The organism is Amycolatopsis sp. La24 (assembly GCF_029087445.1).
Lineage (GTDB): Bacteria > Actinomycetota > Actinomycetes > Mycobacteriales > Pseudonocardiaceae > Amycolatopsis > Amycolatopsis nivea.
In genome coordinates this window covers 95,522-115,103 of the sequence record NZ_JARACH010000022.1, presented here as the reverse complement: position 1 = coordinate 115,103, position 19,582 = coordinate 95,522, and the positions used below count along the sequence as shown (strand labels likewise).

Annotated in this window: 17 protein-coding genes; 11 read left to right on the top strand and 6 right to left on the bottom strand. The window is 68.6% G+C overall.

Going from position 1 to position 19,582, the window contains the following annotated elements; translation table 11 throughout:
• Positions 1–20: 20 nt before the first annotated feature.
• Both PUT80_RS21990 and PUT80_RS21985 read right to left on the bottom strand, forming a co-directional pair.
• The gene (locus tag PUT80_RS21990; protein WP_275293290.1) at positions 21–1,982 is read right to left on the bottom strand and encodes an SDR family oxidoreductase; all 1,962 of its coding nucleotides are present in this window, start codon (positions 1,980–1,982) and stop codon (positions 21–23) included.
• Between the two features lie 64 nt (positions 1,983–2,046).
• Positions 2,047–2,283 (bottom strand): hypothetical protein, encoded by a 237-nt coding sequence (locus PUT80_RS21985; RefSeq protein ID WP_037810157.1) that lies wholly within the window; start codon positions 2,281–2,283, stop codon positions 2,047–2,049.
• Between the two features lie 180 nt (positions 2,284–2,463).
• Here PUT80_RS21985 and PUT80_RS21980 point away from each other — a divergent pair, with 180 nt between their 5' ends.
• Positions 2,464–3,708 carry an FAD-dependent oxidoreductase gene (locus PUT80_RS21980; protein WP_275293289.1) on the top strand — a complete coding sequence of 415 codons (1,245 nt, stop codon included), beginning with the start codon at positions 2,464–2,466 and terminating at the stop codon, positions 3,706–3,708.
• Here PUT80_RS21980 and PUT80_RS21975 read toward each other — a convergent pair.
• Positions 3,662–4,858 carry a multidrug effflux MFS transporter gene (locus PUT80_RS21975; RefSeq protein WP_275293306.1) on the bottom strand — a complete coding sequence of 399 codons (1,197 nt, stop codon included), beginning with the start codon at positions 4,856–4,858 and terminating at the stop codon, positions 3,662–3,664. The genes PUT80_RS21980 and PUT80_RS21975 overlap by 47 nt on opposite strands.
• A 1,342-nt stretch (positions 4,859–6,200) precedes the next feature.
• On the opposite strand from PUT80_RS21975, the gene PUT80_RS21970 reads away from it, so the two are divergent.
• From PUT80_RS21970 to PUT80_RS21945, 6 genes are read left to right on the top strand one after another with little or no spacing between them, the layout of a single operon-like run.
• Positions 6,201–7,055: a fumarylacetoacetate hydrolase family protein gene (locus PUT80_RS21970; RefSeq protein WP_275293288.1), complete on the top strand. Its 855-nt coding sequence runs from the start codon at positions 6,201–6,203 to the stop codon at positions 7,053–7,055.
• A gap of 1 nt (position 7,056) precedes the next feature.
• The gene (locus PUT80_RS21965; RefSeq protein ID WP_275293287.1) at positions 7,057–8,358 is read left to right on the top strand and encodes an enolase C-terminal domain-like protein; all 1,302 of its coding nucleotides are present in this window, start codon (positions 7,057–7,059) and stop codon (positions 8,356–8,358) included.
• Complete coding sequence (locus PUT80_RS21960; protein WP_134665473.1) at positions 8,355–9,113, top strand: SDR family oxidoreductase; 759 nt, start codon at positions 8,355–8,357, stop codon at positions 9,111–9,113. The genes PUT80_RS21965 and PUT80_RS21960 overlap by 4 nt, the downstream gene beginning before the upstream one ends.
• 51 nt (positions 9,114–9,164) lie before the next feature.
• Positions 9,165–10,193, top strand: a complete 1,029-nt coding sequence (locus PUT80_RS21955; protein ID WP_275293305.1) for a sugar ABC transporter substrate-binding protein — start codon at positions 9,165–9,167, stop codon at positions 10,191–10,193.
• A complete protein-coding gene (locus PUT80_RS21950) occupies positions 10,190–11,692 on the top strand; it encodes a sugar ABC transporter ATP-binding protein (RefSeq protein ID WP_275293286.1) in 1,503 nt (500 codons plus the stop codon). The genes PUT80_RS21955 and PUT80_RS21950 overlap by 4 nt, the downstream gene beginning before the upstream one ends.
• Positions 11,685–12,701: an ABC transporter permease gene (locus tag PUT80_RS21945; protein WP_037810165.1), complete on the top strand. Its 1,017-nt coding sequence runs from the start codon at positions 11,685–11,687 to the stop codon at positions 12,699–12,701. The genes PUT80_RS21950 and PUT80_RS21945 overlap by 8 nt, the downstream gene beginning before the upstream one ends.
• Before the next feature lie 827 nt (positions 12,702–13,528).
• Here PUT80_RS21945 and PUT80_RS21940 read toward each other — a convergent pair.
• Positions 13,529–14,245 carry a FadR/GntR family transcriptional regulator gene (locus PUT80_RS21940; protein WP_037810166.1) on the bottom strand — a complete coding sequence of 239 codons (717 nt, stop codon included), beginning with the start codon at positions 14,243–14,245 and terminating at the stop codon, positions 13,529–13,531.
• Positions 14,246–14,319: 74 nt separating this feature from the next.
• Between PUT80_RS21940 and PUT80_RS21935 the strand changes: the two genes are divergently transcribed.
• The 3 genes from PUT80_RS21935 to PUT80_RS21925 are packed head-to-tail and all read left to right on the top strand — an operon-like array spanning position 14,320 to position 16,450.
• Complete coding sequence (locus tag PUT80_RS21935; RefSeq protein WP_037810167.1) at positions 14,320–14,652, top strand: L-rhamnose mutarotase; 333 nt, start codon at positions 14,320–14,322, stop codon at positions 14,650–14,652.
• Complete coding sequence (locus tag PUT80_RS21930) at positions 14,649–15,623, top strand: aldo/keto reductase (protein WP_037810168.1); 975 nt, start codon at positions 14,649–14,651, stop codon at positions 15,621–15,623. The genes PUT80_RS21935 and PUT80_RS21930 overlap by 4 nt, the downstream gene beginning before the upstream one ends.
• On the top strand, positions 15,620–16,450 hold the full coding sequence (locus PUT80_RS21925) for an amidohydrolase family protein (RefSeq protein ID WP_037810169.1): 831 nt from the start codon (positions 15,620–15,622) through the stop codon (positions 16,448–16,450). Before PUT80_RS21930 ends, PUT80_RS21925 begins: the two co-directional genes overlap by 4 nt.
• A 100-nt stretch (positions 16,451–16,550) precedes the next feature.
• Here PUT80_RS21925 and shbA read toward each other — a convergent pair whose 3' ends face one another.
• Complete coding sequence (gene shbA, locus PUT80_RS21920; protein WP_037810171.1) at positions 16,551–17,207, bottom strand: RNA polymerase sigma factor ShbA; 657 nt, start codon at positions 17,205–17,207, stop codon at positions 16,551–16,553.
• A 325-nt stretch (positions 17,208–17,532) separates the two neighbouring features.
• Entirely contained in the window at positions 17,533–17,949 is a 417-nt protein-coding gene (locus tag PUT80_RS21915; RefSeq protein WP_051728719.1) for a GtrA family protein, read from the bottom strand.
• Positions 17,950–19,251: 1,302 nt separating this feature from the next.
• On the opposite strand from PUT80_RS21915, the gene PUT80_RS21910 reads away from it, so the two are divergent.
• Positions 19,252–19,557 (top strand): hypothetical protein, encoded by a 306-nt coding sequence (locus tag PUT80_RS21910; RefSeq protein ID WP_009074268.1) that lies wholly within the window; start codon positions 19,252–19,254, stop codon positions 19,555–19,557.
• The last annotated feature ends 25 nt before the right edge of the window (positions 19,558–19,582 follow it).

Below are 19,582 nucleotides of genomic sequence, written 5' to 3'. Positions count from 1 at the left end.
GCTGAGCACTCACGACGTACTTAGGCCTTTCGTCGCCAGACCAGCCGCGTCAGCGTCGCCGCGACCTTTGCCGAAGCGGGCTGGCGGGGCAGCTTTTTGGCTTCCGGCGCGGATTCCGGCATCACCCGGTAGACGAGGTGCGCCGCGAACCGCGCGAGGTCCGGTGCCGCCAGCGAGGCCAGTTCCGCGGCCCGGCCCTCCGGAAGGCTCAGGATCTGCGGCCGCCGTTCGATCGCCTTCACCACCAGCGCCGCGGCGCGTTCCGGCGAACTCGCGGGCAGCCCGCGGTACGACCCGGTCGGCGCGATCATGTCCGTGCGCACCAACGGCATCCGGACCGAGGAGAACGTGACGCCGTCGGACAGCGTTTCGCGCCCGGCAGTAAGGCTGAACTCCTCGAGCGCGGCTTTTGAAGCCAGGTAAGCGGAAAACCGCGGGGTGTCGGTCTGCAGGCCTTGCGTGGTGACGTTCACGATGTGGCCGAACCGGCGTTCGGTCATCGACGGCAGCAGCCCGAGGATCAGCCGCACCGGACCGAAGTAGTTGATGGCCATGGTGCGTTCGTAGTCGTGGAACCGTTCCGTCGACAGCTGCACCGAGCGTCGGATGGAGCGTCCGGCGTTGTTCACCAAGACGTCCACCGCGCCGTGGTCGGCGAGGACCGCCTTCACGAGACCGTCAACCGCGTCGCCGTCAGTGAGGTCGCACGGGTACGTCGCTGCTTCGCCGCCTGCTGCGGTGATCTCGCTACGCACGTCTTCGAGTTCTTCGGCACGACGCGCGATGAGAAGCACCTTCGCACCGCGTCGCGCGACAGCGAGCGCGCTCGCGCGGCCAATGCCCGACGACGCACCGGTAATGAGGACAACGCGTCCTTCAAGCCCTGGGCGGCGAGCGTGGTCCGGATCGAGATGCGCGCGCCAGTAGCGGTAGAGCGGTTCTGCGTAGTCGCGAAGCTCGGGAAGGTGGACGCCGCTGCCGTACAGCTCCGAAGTGGTGCGCGCGGTGTCGAACTCCACCTCCATGTTCAGGTGGGGGAGTACTTCGAGCGGAATTCCCAGCTCGGTCAACACTGCTGCGCGCGTCGCACGTCCAGTCGGCAGGCGGTCGACAGCGGTCGCGAGGCGAGACGCTGTGCTGCGAAGCAGACCGGACGGCACCGTCGTGCGTACGCGCGGCGCACCGGCGACGCGGGCGAAGGCGTTGTAGACCTCGTGGAGCTTCTGCGGTCGCGGCGAAGCGAGGTGATACGTACTGCCCGAAGGCGCTTCGCGGTGCATGAGGTTTTCCATCGCGGCGACGACGTAGTCGACCGGGACGAGGTTGGTGGCCCCGAAATCGGGCGCGGCGAGCGGCAGCTGCTTCGGCAGCGCGGCAAGGCGCGAGATGGCGGGCAGGAAGTAGTACGGACCGTCGATCTTGTCCATCTCACCGGTGCGCGAATCGCCGACGACCGCGGAGGGCCGGTAGACGCGGAACGGCACGTCGGTCTGCGCGCGGACCAGCTTCTCGGCCTCGAACTTCGTGGCGTGATACGGAGAGCTGAAGGACTGCCCGAGGTCGAAGTCGGCTTCGGTGAAGCGGCCGGCGTGATCGCCCGCGACGGCGATGGACGACACGTGGTGCAGCAGTCCCGCGCCCGCCGCCGCGGCGAAGGCGAGCAGGTTCCGGGTGCCGTCGACGTTCGCGGCCTGGTTCGCCGCGTCGTCGGCGGTGAAGTCGTAGACCGCGCCGAGGTGGATGACGTGATCGACCCCGTCGTAGCCGGCCGGGTCGAGGCCCAGCAGCGGTTCGGTGAGGTCGCCGACGGCGGGGACCAGGCGGTCGGCGTTCGGCCAGTCCCGCGCCAGCGCGGCAAGGCGGTTGCGCGAGGTGTTGCGGACGAGCACGTGGACGGCGGTCGTGTCCCGCCGCGAGAGCAACCGGGCGACCAGGCGCTTCCCGAGGAAGCCCGTCGCGCCCGTGACGAAGTAGGTGGTCATGGCCGGCACCTTTCGGGGTCTGCGGGTGCCGACTCTACCTACTCATGAGTAGGAACGGTAGTTGTCAGTCGGTTCCGGTGCGTCGCGCCGACGTCGCGGTGGCCACCACGGCGTCGCGCAGGGCCGCGCGCAGCCGCCCGACCTCCAGCGGCCCCAGCACGGCCGCCTCTCCCGGCGGCGCGACCAGGACGACTTTGTCGTCGCTGCTCACGAACACCGTCACGTCGCGCCGCCTGCCCGCCAGGTCCCGGCAGCCGACCGTCCACTCGTTCCGCACCGCACTGTCGTCCCGCGCTGTCACGGCCCTCGCCTTCCGATCACGTAGCACCCGTGTCCTTCGTGCGGGGGTGTGACCGCGCGCTCCGCGGCGGCTTACGCCGGTTCACCCGAATTGCCTACCGGCCGGTTTTCCACGGGGTGTGACCAGCCGCGTACCGGAGTAGCGTCGGCCACCGCACGCCGCGGGCACTCAGGAGGACGCATGTCGGAACCTCGGAAAATCGTCATCGTCGGAGCCGGACTGGCCGGTGCCACCGCGGCGGCGACGGTGCGAGAACGCGGTTTCGACGGTGAGATCCTGCTGCTGGGAGCGGACACGCACCGGCCGTACGAGCTGCCGCCGCTGTCGAAGGCGTTACTGCTCGGCAACGCCGACGAACCCGACTGGGTGCGCGAAGAGGGCTACTGGAGCGAGCACGACATCCAGCTGCTCTCCGGCACCACCGCAACCCGGGTTGAACTGGGTGCCCGACTGGTCCTCGACGACGCTGGCGACGAACACCGCTACGACCGCCTGGTCTTAGCGACCGGCTCACACCCGCGGACGCTGAAGGTGCCCGGCGGCGACCTACCCGGCCTCTACATGCTTCGCACTCTCGACGACTCCCTGCGGCTGCGCGCGGCCTTCGAGGCTGCGAAGCGCGTACTGATCGTCGGCGCGGGCTGGATTGGTACCGAAGCCGCCGCTGCCGCGCGTACGCACGGTGCCGAGGTGACTGTGGTCGCCCCGGAGAAGCTGCCGCTCGCGAACGTGTTGGGCGACGAAGTGGCCGGAGCGTTCTACCGCCTGCACGAAGAACACGGTGTGCAGTGGCGCCTCGGCGAAGGCGTCGCAGCGATCACCGGTGACACCGAAGCGACCGGCGTCCGACTGTCGAGCGGCGAAGAGCTGTACGCCGACGTTGTCCTTATCGCCGTCGGCGCGGCCCCGAGCGTCGAACTGGCGCACGCCGCCGGTCTCGAGCTGGCAGATGACGGCGGTGTCGATGTCGACGCAGGTCTGCGTACAGCGGCACCTGACGTTTACGCGATCGGCGACATCGCTTCGCAGTTCCATCCGCGCTACGGCCGCCGCGTACGCGTCGAGCACTGGGCGACAGCGCGTACGCAAGGCGAGCACGTGGCGGCCAATCTCTTTGGCGCGAACGAGCCGTACTTGAACAGCCCGTACTTCTTCTCCGACCAATACGACCCAGACCGCGGCGGCCCGGCGATCGGGTGCGAATACCGCGGCCTGCCCGTCTTGGACCGAGACCGCGTCGTCGTGCGCGGCGACCTCGCGAGCTACGACTTCACGGCGTTCTGGGTGACCCCGGAGAGCGAGGTCTCGGCTGCGATGAACGTCAACCAGTGGGACGACGGGGACGCGCTGCAAAAGCTGGTCGACGAACGCATCGCGGTCACCGACGACCAGCTGCGGAGCGGAAATCTCGCCGATCTGGGCTGACCGCCAGCGTCGCGAACGACAGCCAAGCGACCACCCCGAACCCGGCCATCACCGCGGTCATCGGCACCGCCGTGCCGGGCTCGCCGAGCCCGACCAGCGGCGTCGCGATCCCGCCGATCGCGAACTGCAGCACGCCCAGCAGTGCCGACGCCGCCCCCGCCGTGCGCGCGTGCCCCGCGAGCGCGAGCGAACTGGCGTTCGGGTTGATGATTCCGATGCAGGAAACCATGAGCAGCAACGGAATCAGCAACGCAGGCAACGGCAGCCGCATGACCGCGGCCGCCAGCGTGGCCAGACCGGAGAGGGTCGACACCGTCAGCCCCGTGCGCAGCAGCGTCCGTTCGGGAAATCGGCCGACGAGCCACCCGTTGAGCTGCCCAGCGAGCACGATGCCCACCCCGTTGAGCCCGAAGACGACGCTGTATTCCTGCGGACTCAGCCGGTAAACGTCCTGCAGCGCGAACGACGATCCCGAGATGTACGCGAACAACGCGGCGAAGTTCAGCCCGGCGGTGAGCGCGTAACCAAGGAACGTGCGGTCGGTGAGCAGGTGCCAGTACGTCCGAAGCACCCCACCCAACCGCGCCGGATGCCGCCGCTCGACCGGCAAAGGTTCCGGCAGCGCGAACGCGACCGCAGCGAGCAACAGCGCACCGAACCCGGTGAGGACGACGAACACCCCGCGCCAGGACGTGAAGGTGAGCAACTGCCCGCCGAGCACCGGAGCGAGGATCGGCGCGAGACCGTTGACCAGCAGGAGAAGCGAGAAGAACTTCGTCATCGCCGTACCGGTGTAGAGATCGCGGACGGTCGCGCGGGCTATCACGATCCCCGCCGCCGCGCCAAGCGCCTGGATACTCCGCGCCGCGATCAGCAGCTCAACGCCCGGACTCACCGCCGCCGCGACCGACCCGGCGATGTACAGCCCCAACCCGACCAGCAACGGCCGCCGCCGCCCGAAGGAATCCGACAAGGGCCCAGCGACGATCTGCCCGACCGCGAGCCCGACGACGAACGCAGTGAGCGTCAGTTGGACGGTCGTGTCGGAGGCCCGGAAATCCCCCGCCATCCGGGGCAGGGCGGGGAGATACATGTCGATGGAGAGCGGCCCGAAGGCGGAGAGGCCACCGAGGATGAGAAGACGCCGGATCTTGCCCCGGCGAGGGTGCTCGGGGAGGGTGACGGAGTGTTCGAGGGAGGGATATTCCGCGCTGGCTGTGGTGGGGTGGTCGGCAGCGGAGTGATCTGGGGCGGGGTGGTCGGCTGTGGATTGATCCGCCGCGGAGTGACGCGGGGTGGGGTGGTTTGCCGCGGATTGATCCGCCGCGGAGTGATCCGGGGCGGGGCAGTCGGCTGCGGAGTGATTGGCTGCGGAGTATTCCGCAGTGGAGTGATCCGCGGTGGAGGGTTCGGCAACGGAATGCTCCGCGTCGGAGTATTCCGTTGCGGAGTGGTCTGCCGTGGGGCGGGCGGCTTCAGAGTGATCAGGCGTGGGGCACTCGGCCGCAGATTCATCGGGCGCGGAGTGATCGGGTGTGGAGTGCTCCAGGACGGATCGCTCCACTGCGGAATGCTCCGCGCTGGAAGCGCCCGCGACGGAGTATTCCGTTGCAGAGTGATCGGCCGTGGAGTGGTTTGCCATGGGCTGATTGGCCGTGGAGTGATCGGGCGTGGCACGGTTCGCCGTGGGGTGGTCGGCCCTGGAGTGATCGGGCGTCGAATGATCCGTCACCGATCCCTGAGCCCTGGAATGCTCCGCGCCGGAGGCACCAGCGGCGGAGTATTCAGCTCCGGAATGATCCGACGTCACGCGGTCCGCCGTGGAGTGATCCGTCGCGGAATGATCAAGAGCCAGGTGATCGTCCGCCGAATAATCAGCAGCGGAGCGCTCCGGAGCGAGCATCCACGAGCCGTCCGGCAACGGCACTGCCCGCTCAGCGGCACACCATTCGCCGCCCGCGCCGTCCGCGCCGTCCGCGCCGTCCGCGCCGTCCGCGCCGCCCGCGCTGTCCGAGTCGTCGGAGCTGTCCGCGCCGTCCGCCGGAGCGCCGGCCATGTTCGGGTCCTCCCGGCGATCGCGCCGGTTCCCATCGCTGGGCTCACGCACCCCACCCTCGTCCCCGACACCCCGCAGGCCTCCCGCGTCGCCGATGCCTCGCACGCCTCCCGCGTCCGAGCTGTCCCGAGCCCCCTTCATCGGCTCCGACTCTCCGCCGCTGCCCGCCCGCGCCTCGCTGCCTTCCCCGCCGTCGCGCGAATCGCCGCTCGCCCGTCCCCGCGGTCCAGCCGCATCCCCAATCGCCATCCGCGCCGCACCGTCTCCCTCGCTCCGACGGGACCACCCCGCCACGACGAGTGTCCGTTATCCGCCCGCCAGCCCGGTGATCGGATCAATTTCCGCACCAAATCCCGCTTCCCTCTAGATCTGCCGCGCTCCGGTGCGCTATACATCGGATGTATCGCGAGAACGGTGTCGAGAGAGGGGTTCGTCCGTGCGGTTTGTGCGTCTCGGGGCAGCGGGGGCTGAGCGTCCGTTCGTCCGTGCCGGTGACGGCACCCTCCACGACCTCTCCGGGGTCACGCCGGACATCGACGGCGCGTTCCTCGCCGGCGACGGGCCGGCCAAGGCCGCGCGGGCGCTCGAAGCCGGGGAACTGCCGGTCGCCGACGGGGCCGGGCAGCGGGTCGGCGCGCCGATCGCCGGGCCGGGCAAGATCGTCTGCATCGGCATGAACTACCGCCGCCACGCCGAGGAAACCGGCGCGGCCGTGCCGACCGAACCGGTGCTGTTCATGAAGGCGCCCGACGTGATGGTCGGACCGTTCGACGAGGTGCTCGTCCCGCGCGGCTCCACGGCCACCGACTGGGAAGTCGAACTCGGCGTCGTCATCGGGAAAACCGCGCGGTACCTGGAAAGCGTGGACGAAGCGCTGGCGCACGTCGCCGGGTACGTCGTGTCCAACGACGTCTCCGAGCGCGATTTCCAGCTGAACCGCGGCGGCCAGTGGGACAAGGGCAAGAACTGCGAGACCTTCAACCCGCTCGGTCCGGAACTCGTGACCGCCGACGAAATCCCCGATCCGCAGGCGCTCGGCCTGCGCACCTGGGTCAACGGCGCGAAGGTGCAGGATTCGTCCACAAAGGACATGGTGTTCGGCGTCGCCGAGATCATCCATTACCTGAGCCAGTTCATGGTGCTGCGCCCCGGCGACCTGATCAACACCGGCACCCCGGAGGGCGTCGCGCTCGGGCAGCCGGAGCCGAAGCCGTACCTGCGCGCGGGCGACGTCGTCGAACTGGAAATCGACGGCCTCGGCAAGCAGCGCCAGACCTTCGGGCAGGCCTGACATGGCGAAAATCGTGGCCATGGAGGTCCGGGACGTCCGCTTCCCGACGTCGCGCGACCTCGACGGTTCGGACGCGATGAACCCGGATCCGGACTATTCGGCGGCCTACGTCGAATTGCACACCGATGCCGGACCGGATGGTTACGGCCTCGCGTTCACCATCGGCCGGGGCAACGACGTGCAGGCCGCCGCGATCCGTGCGCTCGCGCCGCATGTGGTCGGCCGCGATGTTCCTGAAGACGCAGAAGCGCTCGGTGCGCTCTCTCGGGCCTTGGTCGGCGACTCGCAATTCCGTTGGCTGGGACCGGAAAAAGGCGTGGCACACATGGCGATCGGCGCGATCGTCAACGCCGCGTGGGACCTTGCCGCACGGCGTGCCGGACTTCCATTGTGGAAGTTCGCGTCGCGGATGACGCCGGAGGAGCTGGTGTCCCTTGTGGACTTCCGCTACCTCTCCGACGCACTCACCGAAGAGGAAGCGCTCGACATCCTGCGCGCCGCCGAGCCCGGGAAAGCGGAGCGGATCGCCAAGCTCGAAGCCGACGGCTATCGCGCGTACAGCACGTCGGCGGGCTGGCTCGGTTATTCCGACGCGAAACTGGTGCGGCTGGCCGAACAAGCCGTCGCCGGCGGTTTCGAGATGATCAAACTGAAGGTCGGCGGGAATCTCGAAGACGACGTCCGACGAATGAAGCTGGCGCGCGAGACTGTCGGCCCGGACATCCGGATCGCGGTCGACGCGAACCAGCGCTGGGATGTCGCGACGGCAGTGTCGTGGATGACCGCGCTGGCGCCGTTCGATCCATATTGGATTGAAGAGCCAACCTCGCCGGACGACGTTCTCGGCCACGCAGCAATTGCCAAAGCACTCGCGCCGATCAAGGTCGCCACCGGTGAGCACGTTCAGAACCGCGTGGTATTCAAGCAATTGCTGCAGGCTAACGCGATCGACGTGCTGCAGCTGGACGCCGCACGCGTCGGCGGGGTGAACGAGAATCTCGCGATCCTGTTGCTGGCAGCCAAATTCGGTGTCCCGGTGTGTCCGCACGCCGGTGGTGTCGGATTGTGCGAACTGGTGCGGCATCTGTCCATGTTCGACTTCGTGGCAGTGTCCGGTTCGGACAGTGACCGGTCCATCGAATGGGTCGACCACCTGCACGACCACTTCACCGACCCGGCCGTCGTGCGCGACGGCCGCTACCTGGCCCCGACCGCACCGGGCTTTTCCGCGCGCATGCACGACGCTACGCTGCGCCGGTTCAGCTTCCCGGACGGTCCTGAATGGACGGAGAACGCGCAGTGAGCGAATTCGACGGCCTGGTCGCCGCGGTCACCGGCGGCGCTTCGGGCATCGGCCTGGCCACGGCGAACCTGCTGGCCCAGCGCGGCGCGCAGGTGGCCGTGCTCGACCTCAAGACCGACGAGGTGCCCGAGCCGCTGGCCGGATTCCGCTGCGACGTGACGTCCGACGCCGAGGTTCGCGCCGCCGTCGACGCGGTGGCCGAACGCTTCGGCCGGCTCGACATCCTGATCAACAACGCGGGAATCGGCGCGCAGGGCGACGTCACCGCGAATGACGACGACGAGTGGCACCGCGCGTACGACGTGAACGTTGTCGGCATGGTGCGCACTGCGCGGGCAGCCTTGCCGCACTTGAAAAACTCGCCTGCGGCAGCGGTCGTGAACACGTGCTCGATCGCCGCCTGGGCCGGACTGCCCGCGCGGGCGCTGTACTCGGCCACGAAAGGCGCGGTGCTGTCGCTGACCCTCGCGATGGCCACCGATCACCTGCCGGACCGGATCCGCGTCAACTGCGTGTGCCCCGGCACCGCGGACACCCCGTGGGTCGGCAGGCTGCTCGACACCGCCGCGGACCCCTCGGCCGAGCGGGAGGCGCTCGCCGCCCGCCAGCCGATGGGAAGGCTGGTGACCGCGGACGAGGTCGCGAACGCGATCGCGTACCTGGCCAGCCCGCTTTCGGCATCGACTACCGGCACCGCGCTCGCGGTGGACGGCGGCATGTACGGCCTGCGCCCGCGCGGACCCGTGCAGAACTGATCTGCTTAGCCAACAAGGCCTGTCATCAAGGAGGATGCGGTGCGTACGAAGGTGATCCGGCTGGCCGCCGCGGTGGCCGCCTGCGGTTTGGTGCTCGGTGCGTGCGGGTCCACTAAGGACAAACCGGCGGCAGCGGCGAGCGGCGGCGGCACCGGCAAGGTCGGGGCGACGCTGCCCCTGCTGACCTCGCCGTTCTGGCAGGCCTACAACAAATACGTGCCGCAGATGGCGAAGGAGCAGGGCCTCGACGCGCTGCCCACGGTGAACGCCGACAGCGACCCGGCGAAGCTCATCACCGACATCGGCACGCTGCTCAGCCAGGGCGTGAAGGGCCTCGTCGTCACCCCGCTCGACTCGGCGGCGGTCGTCGCCGGGCTGAAGCAGGCCGAGAACAAGGGCGTCCCGGTGGTCGCGGTGGACGTCGCGCCGGAGAGCGGCAAGGTCGCGATGGTGGTGCGCGCGGACAACAAGGCGTACGGAACCAAGGCGTGCGAGGAAATCGGCAAGCGAGTGAAGAGCGGCAAGGTCGTGCAGGTGATGGGCGACCTCGCGTCGGTCAACGGCCGCGACCGGTCGGCGGCGTTCCGCGAATGCATGATGCAGAAGTACCCGGACGTCAAGGTTCTCGAGGTCGCCGCGGAATGGAAGGCGGACAAGGCTTCGTCCGGTTTGGACAGTCTGCTGACCGCGAACCCGGACATCAAGGGCGTGTACATGCAGGCGGGCGGCGTCTACCTCGCGCCGACCGAGCAGGCGCTCAAGCGCAAGAACCTGTTTTTCCCGGTCGGCGACCCGAAGCACGTGGTGCTGGTGAGCAACGACGGCATCCCGCAGGAGCTCACCGCGATCCGCAACGGCGAACTGGACGCGACCGTCTCGCAGCCTGCCGACGCCTACGCCAAGTACGGGATGTACTGGCTCAAGAAGGCGATGGCGGGCGAGACGTTCAAGCCCGGCCCGACCGACCACGACTCCACGATTGTCGAGATCAGCCCCGGCATCCTGGAAGACCAGCTGCCCGCGCCGGTCGTGACCAAGGACAACGTGGACGACAAAGCGTTGTGGGGTAACAACCTGTGAGCGCGCCGGTAGTGCAGGCGGACGGCGTCGGGAAGCGGTACGGGCCCACCGTGGCGCTGCACGACGTCAGCCTCACCGTGCGGCCCGGCGAGTCCCACGCACTCGTCGGCCGCAACGGGGCGGGCAAGTCCACGCTGGTGTCGATCCTCACTGGACTGTCCGAAACGGACACTGGCAGCGTTTCCTTCGGCGGCGTACCGGCACCTTCCTTGTCCAAACAGGACGACTGGAAGGCGCACGTGGCGTGCGTGTACCAGCACGCGATGGTGGTGCCGCAGCTGACCGTCGCGGAGAATCTGTTCCTGAACCGGCAGGCCAGGGGCGGGTTCGCGATCGGCTGGAAGAAGCTTCGCCGGCAGGCGCGGGAGCTGCTGGACTCGTGGGACGTACGGGTCGATGTGGACACTCCGGCGGGCGATCTGTCCGTTGAGGACCGTCAGTTCGTCGAGATCGCCCGCGCGTTGAGTTACGGTGCGCGGTTCATCGTGCTGGACGAACCGACCGCGCAGCTGGACAGCCAGGCTATCGAGCGGCTTTTCGAGCGCATGCGGCAGATGCAAGAGAACGGCGTCACGTTCCTGTTCATCTCGCACCACCTGCACGAGGTTTACGAGGTGTGCCAAGCGGTTACCGTCCTGCGCGACGCCCGCCACGTGCTCACCGCACCCGTCGAGGAGGTCAGCCGCGCGGCACTGGTCGACGCGATGACGGGGGAGCAGGGCGGCCTCGCCGTCCGCGACGCCGCCACCCGCGACCCGCTCGCGGTCGACGCGGAAGAGGTCCTCGCCGTAGATGACCTCTCCGGTGACGGATTCCACGGCGTCTCGCTACGGATCCACCGCGGTGAGGTCGTCGGACTCGCGGGCAGCAACGCAAGCGGCAAGCACCAGGTAGCCGAGACGGTCTACGGCCTGCGCAAGCCCACCTCAGGAACCGTTGTGGTGAACGGAAAACGCCTGCCCTCCGGTGACATTACTGCTGCCCTGCGCGCAGGCATCGGCTGTGTCCCGCGGGACCGGCACCACGAAGGTCTGGTGCTGGAACACTCCATTATGGACAATGCGACCCTGTCGGTGCTCGACCGGATGGGCCGCGCCGGTCTGGCGTCCCCGAAGGCCCGCCGCGAACGCGGATCGCGCGCCCTGGCCGACTACGACATCGTCGCGGCCGGCCCGGACCAGCCGGTTTCGGATCTGTCCGGCGGGAACCAGCAGAAAGTCGTGCTCGCCAGGGCTCTGGAGAGCGATCCGCGCGTGGTGGTGCTGATCAACCCCACCGCGGGAGTGGATGTGAAGTCGAAGGAGGCCCTGCTCGCGGTCGTGGACCGGGTGCGGGCCGAGGGGAAGGCGGTGCTGCTCGTGAGCGACGAGCTGGACGACCTGCGCCTGGCCGACCGGGTGCTGGTGCTGCGCGCCGGCGAGGTGGCCGCCGTTCACCAGGCCGGCTGGTCCGACGGGGACCTGGTGGCGGATATCGAAGGAGTCGGGCTCCATGACTGACCTGATGAGCGACCCGCAGACGGCGCTGCCCGCGGTCCGGCCGAAACGCCGGAAGTCGGCGTGGCTGCGCGAACTGGCGCTGCTGCCCGCGCTCGTGGTGGTGTTCGTGATCGGCGGGCTGATCAGCGACACGTTCTTCACCTTCGACAACATCATCAGCATCCTTTCCGCGGCGGCCGCGTTGTCGCTGGTCGTGCTGGGCGAGTCGCTGGTGCTGCTGACCGGCAAGTTCGACCTGTCGCTGGAATCCACGATGGGCATCGCCCCTGCGATCGGCGCGATGCTGGTCATTCCCGCGGCGTCGTCCGGCTTCGGCACCGAATGGCCTTCGGTGCTCGGCCTGGTGGCGATCCCCGTGGTGGGTGCCTTGATCGGCTTCGTGAACGGCTTCCTGATCGTGAAGCTGAAGCTGAACGCGTTCATCGTGACGCTGGCGATGCTGACAGTCCTGCGCGGAACCCAGATCGGCACGACGAACGGCAAGACGCTGTTCGACCAGTTGGACGCGTTCACCGCGCTGGCGACCACGACGTTTGCCGGCTTGCCGATGTCAGTCTGGCTCGCCGCGGCCCTGTTCGTGCTCTTCGGGCTGGGCTTGCGATACCACCGAGTCGGCCGCTCCCTGTACGCGATCGGCGGCAACCGAGAAGCCGCGCGGGCCGCGGGCATCCGAGTGGACCGGATTTCGTGGGCGGTGTTCGTGGTGGCCGGAGTGCTGGCTGCGATCGGCGGCCTGGCATACACCGGCTACGTCGGCGCCCTCGGCGCTGACCAGGGCGACGGCCTGATCCTCCAGGTCTTCGCCGCAGCGGTCATCGGCGGTGTCTCCCTGGACGGCGGGCGAGGCACGCTGGTCGGGGCGCTGACCGGGGTGCTGTTGCTGCAGTCGGTGGACAGCCTGCTGCGCATCGCCCAGGTCCCGGCGGAATGGCTGAAGGCGATTTACGGAGGGATCATTTTGATCGCCTTGATCATCAGCCGGTACGCGGGCGGAAAGCCCCAGACCTGATCGGCGGAGGTTCGGTGATCATCCGACCTTATGGGGGCTTGCGCTCGGCCTGGTCGGCGGCTTCGTCTCCGACCTCGCTGCCGCCGGGGCCGGGGTGGCCGCTGCCGTCGGGTTCGGTGGGCGAGCGATTGGCTGGTGCCAGTGCCAGTGCCAGTGCCAGTGCCAGTGCCAGTGCCAGTGCCGGTGCCGCGACTGGTGCCGGTGCCGTTGCTGCCAGTTGCGCTCCCGTTTCCGCCGCACGGCCCTTCGCCTCCGCTGGTGGTGCGGCGGAAGCAACCTCCGCATCACCAGCGCCGGAGTTAATGAAGGGCCCCTTCATTCCGCCCGTCGACGAGCGAGTCCCCACCGCTTCAGCCGAGCGCGCGCGATGGGTCCCCTCGCCGTTCCCATTTCGACGCATGCCGGTCTACGCCGTGCCCGCTGTGCGAAAGTCCCCCTCTCTCCGGCTGGGCGTGCGCGATGGGTCCCTTCGCTTCGATGGTCCCGGAGCGACGGCCCCTGCTGCTCCTGCTGTTCGGGTGCGAAGGTCCCCTTCGCTCCAGTCAGGCGTGCGGGGTGGGGCTCTTCGTTTCGGCGGTCGTGGTGTGACGGGTTCCGTCACCCCTACCGTGCGGGTGCGAAAGTTCCCCTCGCTCCAGTCACGCGTGCGCGATGGGTCCCCTCGCTCCGATGGTCATTGTGTGACGGGTCCCGTCGCTCCCGCCGCTCAGGCGCGAAAGTCCCCCTCGCGTCCCTCGAACAAAAGTGACGGGTCCCTTCACTCCTATCAGCAAGGAGTGAAGGGACCCGTCACTGCAACAAACCGCTCAGGAGCCGTCGCCGCTCGGTCAGGAAGCAGCGGGTTCGGCCTCATCGCCGGGCGCGTCGTCTTCGACCAGCGTGCTTCGCAGCCACTGTTCGACTCCCGCGACGTGCACCGTCGCCCACGAGCGGGCCAGTTCGGGTTCCCGTGCGGCGATCGCGTCGTAGATCGCGGCGTGTTGTTCCCGGGTTCGGGCCACCGCGCCCTCCTGGGTGAGGCCGCGCCAGATGCGGGCTCGCGCCGTCGGGCCGGACAGGCTTTCGAGAAGCGAGCAGAGCACTGGGTTGCCCGAGCCGTCCGCGATTTTGCGGTGGAACTGCAAGTCGTTGGCCACCAGTGCCTCGACGGTCGGCGAATCCTCCAACTCGCCGAGCAGCGCGCCGAGTTCGGCGACGTCCTCGTCGCGCATGTGCAGCGCTGCCATCGCGGTGGCAGCGGGCTCCAGAATCCGCCGCACAGCAAGGAAATCGAGCACGGTGTCGTCGCGGTGGAAGTCGACGACGAAGGTCATCGCGTCGAGCAGCAGGTTCGGTTCCAGGCTGGTGACGTACGTGCCGTCGCCCTGGCGCACGTCCAGCACCCGGATCAGGCACAGCGCCTTCACCGCTTCCCGCAGCGAACTGCGGGAAAGCCCCAGCCGCTGCGCGAGCTCGGCCTCCTTGGGGAGCCGGTCGCCCGGGGCCAGCTCGCCCGAAATGATCATGTCCTTGATCTTGTCGATCGCGACATCGGTGACGGGCATCGGGACCGCCCTCCCTGCAGAGACCTCGGATGTTTACCCCCTACAGCGTGCCACGACTCCCGTCAGGAGGAACGATGACCCACGGCCCGGCGCCGCAAACGGTCGCATTGCGCACCCGGCTCAAGCCCGGAATGGAGAAAACGTACGAGGAGGTGCACGCGGTGATCCCGCAGGACCTGGACGCCGCACTGCGCCGCGCCGGCGTGCGGTCGTGGCGGATCTGGCGCGACGGGCTCGACCTGTTCCACTTCGTCGAGGTGGACGATTTCGAGCGGATGCGCGCGGAACTCGCCGGCGATCCGGCCGACATCGCGTGGCAGAAGCGGATCAACGAACTGCTCGACCTCGACCACTCCGACGTCGCGCACGGCCTCGGGCTGGTGTGGCAACTCCCGGCGGAGGCGTGACCGTGGACCTTCCTCCGCTGGGACTCGGCGGCGCTCAGCTGGGCAATCTCTACCACGCGGTGCCGGACGAAACCGCCGCGGCGAGCGTGCGACGGGCGTGGGACGAGGGGATCCGTTATTTCGACACCGCGCCGCACTACGGGCTCGGGCTGTCCGAACGCAGGCTCGGAGCCGCGCTGGCGGCGTATCCGCGCGGCGAATACGTCCTGTCCACAAAAGTCGGTCGCGTCCTGGAACCGCGCGCGGCGGCCCCCGGGGAACGCGACGACCAGGGCTTCGATGTCCCGGGGACTTACCGGCGCCGCTGGGATTTCAGCCGCGACGGGGTGTTGCGTTCGCTGGAATCGAGCCTGAATCGGCTGGGTCTCGACCACGTCGATCTCGTGTACGTGCACGATCCGGACGATCATTTCGAGGAAGCGGTTTCGGGTGCGTTCCCAGCATTGCTGGAGTTGCGCGAGCAGGGCGTCGTGGGGGCGATCGGGGCTGGGATGAACCAGGCTCCGATGCTGGCGGAATTCGTGCGCCGATTCGATCTTGACCATGTTCTGATGGCCGGTCGCTACACCTTGCTGAACCAGCCGGCGTTGGACGAGTTGTTGCCGCTGTGCGTCGAACGCGGCGTCGGCGTCGTGGCGGGCGGGGTGTTCAACGGTGGAATCCTCGCCACTGAACAACCCGGCGCGATCTACGATTACGCGGCCGCGCCCGCGGATCTCGTGGAGAAAGCCCAGAAGATCGCGGAAATCTGCGCACGGCACGGTGTTTCGCTGCCCGAGGCCGCGCTCGCGTTGCCGCGTACGCACCCGGCGGTGGTGTCGGTGGTCGTCGGGGCCCATGACGCCGAGCAGGTGTCGCTGAACGTTCGCCGCGCCGCGGCGAAAATCCCGGCCGTACTGTGGGACGACCTCGCCGACGCTGGCCTCCTGCGGCCGGCTGCCCGCCCCGTCGTGTCCGGAGGAACCCAGTGATCGATTCGCATCACCACCTGTGGGATCCCGCGCGTCGCGAGTACCCGTGGATGTCCGGTGACGCACTGGCCCCGATCCGCAAGCCGTACACCGTCGACGATCTGCGCGCGGTGACCACTGCGGCGGGCGTCCACGCTACCGTGCTGGTGCAGACCGTCTCGGACGAGGCGGAAACCGAGGAATTCCTTGCCACAGCCGCGTCCGAACCCGTGGTGGCCGGCGTCGTCGGCTGGGTCGACCTCGCCGCTCCGGACGTGGCCGACCGGCTCGCGCGGCTGCGCGAACTCGGCCCGCTGGTCGGCATCCGACACCAGGTCGAGGACGAACCGGACCCGGATTGGCTGCTGCGCCCGGAAATCCTGCGCGGCCTGACCGCGGTCGCCGCTGCGGGCCTGGTCTATGACCTGCTGGTGGCACCAGCGCAGCTCGCCGCCGCCCGGCAGGTAGCCGAACGCCTGCCGGACCTGCGGCTGGTCCTCGACCACGCCGCGAAACCTGGCATCGCAGCTGGCGAGTGGCAGCCGTGGGCGAACGGCGTGGCCTCGCTCGCCGAGCACGGCAACTTGCACTGCAAGCTGTCCGGCTTGGTGACGGAAGCCGACTGGCGCGAATGGCAGGTGGGCCATCTGCGCCGCTACGCAGACCACGTTTTCGAGTCGTTCGGCGCGAACCGGGTCATGTTCGGCTCCGACTGGCCAGTGTGCGAACTGGCGGCAGCGTACGAAGTCGTACTGGACGCGGCGGTGTCGCTGACCGGTGCGCTGAGCGACCCGGAACGGCTCGACGTCTTCGAGCACACGGCGGCACGAGTTTATGAGTTGAGCTGAGAGATGCGGCGGGTAAAACCAGAGTGCCGCGCGAAACCGAGCCTGTCGACCTATTCGGCGGTCCGCGGCGGCCTTCCAGCCGTTCGAGTGACCAAACGGCTCAGAAGTCCTGGCCCTGCACCATCTCGCGGAGCTTGGACAACGCACGGTGCTGCGTGACGCGGACGTTGCCGGCCGAAATGCCCAGCGTCTCGGCCGTCTCGTTCGCGCTGAGGCCGACAACGATGCGCAGCGCCAGGATCTCCTGCTGCAGCGGGGCGAGGCGGGTGAGCAGTTCCTGGAGGCGGCTGCCGAGGTCGAGGCGCAGCGCATGCGATTCCGGCTCGTTGCCGCCGGAGAGCGGGTGCTCCGGAAGCTCGGGCACCGGCTCGGACCGGTCGCGCGCGACCGCCCGGTAGGCGTCAGCGACCTTGTTGGCCGCGATCGCGTGCACGAGGTAAAGGAAGGAACCGCCGCGGTCCTGGTAGTCCGGAAGGGCCTTGAGGACAGCCATGCAGACGTCCTGTGCGACGTCGTCGGCGGCGAGGTAGGAGAGGTCGCGGCCGCCCATCCGGGCCCGGCAGTAGCGGGCGACGACGGGGCGGAGCACGTGCAGCAGGTCGGCGACCGCGGCTTGATCGCCCTGTCCTGCCGCGCGTACGAGCGGGTCGAGGTCTTCTTTGGTCAGGCGTCCGCCGGACCGGGGCAGCGTCGCGGGGCTCACGTAGCCCTCGACGCCGGACACCGCAGTTCGGGACGTCTTCGACGGTGCTGTCATGGTCGTCTCCCCGGCAACCCTGCGACCGTCGCTGTCTCGGGGTCAACACTCTGTGATGTTGCGGTCGCAAGTACTCCAATCGAACGGGGGGAGCACTGCGATCGTTGCGACGCTCCGTAACCTTAAGCGGCCGGAGGCCGACCGTCCACATTTCAACTACGAATACCCCGTTAGCAGCAGTGGTCTTGACACAAACGAGACCAGCCGACGCACAGTACGAATCCGGCCTCGCAGCATGTGCGGATGTCCGGTTTTGTACGTCACGAAGAGTGATAGCGGGGTAGCGCAACAGAGAGTGGTCGCACTGCGGGTAGAACGGGTTCCACTACCGTTGGTGATCTTGTGCCGCGTCCGCTCGCCGAGCCCGCGCGAACACCCACCACCGCAGAACGGCGAACCGGACGACCCCGCCGACGAAGCTGGCCGCGAGAAGCACGGCGGTTTGCTGCCCGGCGGAGGGATGCGGGACGACTGCGTCGAGAGCGGCGAGAACGACCGATCCGTAGCCGGCGTAGAAGGCAAAAGTGACGAGATCCTGAAGGTGGCGCTTGCCCGCGCGGCTGCTCCGGTTGGCGAACGTGACGCGGCGATGGAACTCGGTGTTGCCGACCGTCGTGATCGCGAGCGCGGCGAGATTCGCCCATTGCGCGCCGATTTCCGGCCGGAAGGCCAGGAAGAGAACGGCCTGGAGTCCGGTGGTGACGACACCGGCGGCCAGGTACCAGGCAGCATGACTGCCCATCTCGCGGCGGCGAGTGGTGCGGTCTTCGGGGTTTGGCCGATTATCGGCGACGCTCGGAGGTGCTGGGTGCTTGATGGGGGCTGCGGCGGGAGTCAGGTGGGGCTGGTGGTGACTGGGCTCGGCTGCTGGATCCGTCGCTGCTCGCGGTTGGCGGGCTTCGGCGGCGCTGTAATTGGCGGGTTGTTGCGGCAGCAGGTCTGTGTCGCTCGGCGCGTGGGTCGGTTTCGCCGTTGAATGGCGACTGGCTTTGTCGCTGGACTCCCGCCGTGGCTGTTCGGCGCAGTCGGTTGCCGTTTTACGGCGATCGGAGCTTGAGTTCGTCGGCAGCCGGCGAGGGCTGTTGTCTCCGGGCTTCGCCGGTAGCTGGTCAGCGTCGCGATCAGTCGTTGCCTGGCGGTCGGCGCGCGGATTAGCCGCTGAGGGGCGACGGGTGTTCTCACCATGGCGGTCGGCGGCGGAGTCCAGCAGGTCGCGGCGAGTGTCGATCTCGTCGGCGAGCGCGGCCAGGTCGTTGGCGGCTGCGCGGTGCTGGTCGGCGGCCTCGTCGAAGTCCGGGGAGCGGTGGCTCGGAGTCTCGTCGAGCGTGCGGAACTCCGGCTGCGCGTCATCGCGGACCGGGTCGTCGCTGGCTTTGCGTCGGGGGCGGAGACCGATCCGGCCGCGCGGCTTCCACCGGGTGGTGGTCATGTCCTGACGCTAGCTCTGCTTCGCCTGCTGACGCCCTGGCAGACCCAAGGAAACGCTGTGATTCCGACGACAGCCGTTCGGCCCGTTTCACTCGAAGTCGCCTCGGGTAGCTCACCACGAACAAATCCGGACTTTCGGGAGGTGCCCGTGAGCGATCCCGGTGACGACACTCTCCGCGAGAGTGAAGCGCCCGGTGCGGACGGCTCTCGTGTCGACTCGTTTCGTGCGTCCGGCTCCATGGGCGCGTCAGCTTCCGGCGAGGTCCGGGAAAGCCAGCGTGCCGGGGACGAGCCGGAGGTTCGGCCGCCGGTCCACGCTGCTGGGGAGGCCGGCGGAGGCGACCCCGAACTGGGGTCGCTCGGCTCGGCCGGGGATGGCTGGCCCCCGGTGCCCGGACAGGGCGAACGGGTCGACCACGGAGGAGGCACGGTTGCCGACGCGATCCGGTCGGCCATGGCCCGAAGATCCTGATCTCAAACGTATTTGTGACAGGTTCCACCGTCGCGGCAAACGGCCTAGCGCTCACACTGCGCGACCGTCATGCCGCCTTTAGCGTGAAAAACCACCCTGCAACCAACCGCGCGCATCCGACTGCGACGAAGGGAAGGCCGAAAGATGCTGACCGTTACCGAAGCCGCCGCCGAGGCGATCACCGCGTTGACCGCTGAACAAGGCAGTGACTCCGAGAAGAGCGGCCTGCGCTTCGCGCTGCAGAGCATGGAAGGCGACGGCGCCCAGTTGGCGCTGTCGGTAGCCCCGGCCCCGGAGGACGGCGACCGCATCGTCGGCGCCGACGGCGGAGCCAAGGTCTTCCTCGAGCCGCAGGCAGCGGCATTGCTCGACGACAAGGTCCTCGACGTTCAGCAGGACGACACTGGCGACGTCGCCTTCGCCGTCCTGCCGCAGCAGCAGTCCGCCTGACGGGCTGCGCGAGCAAGCTCCCGGC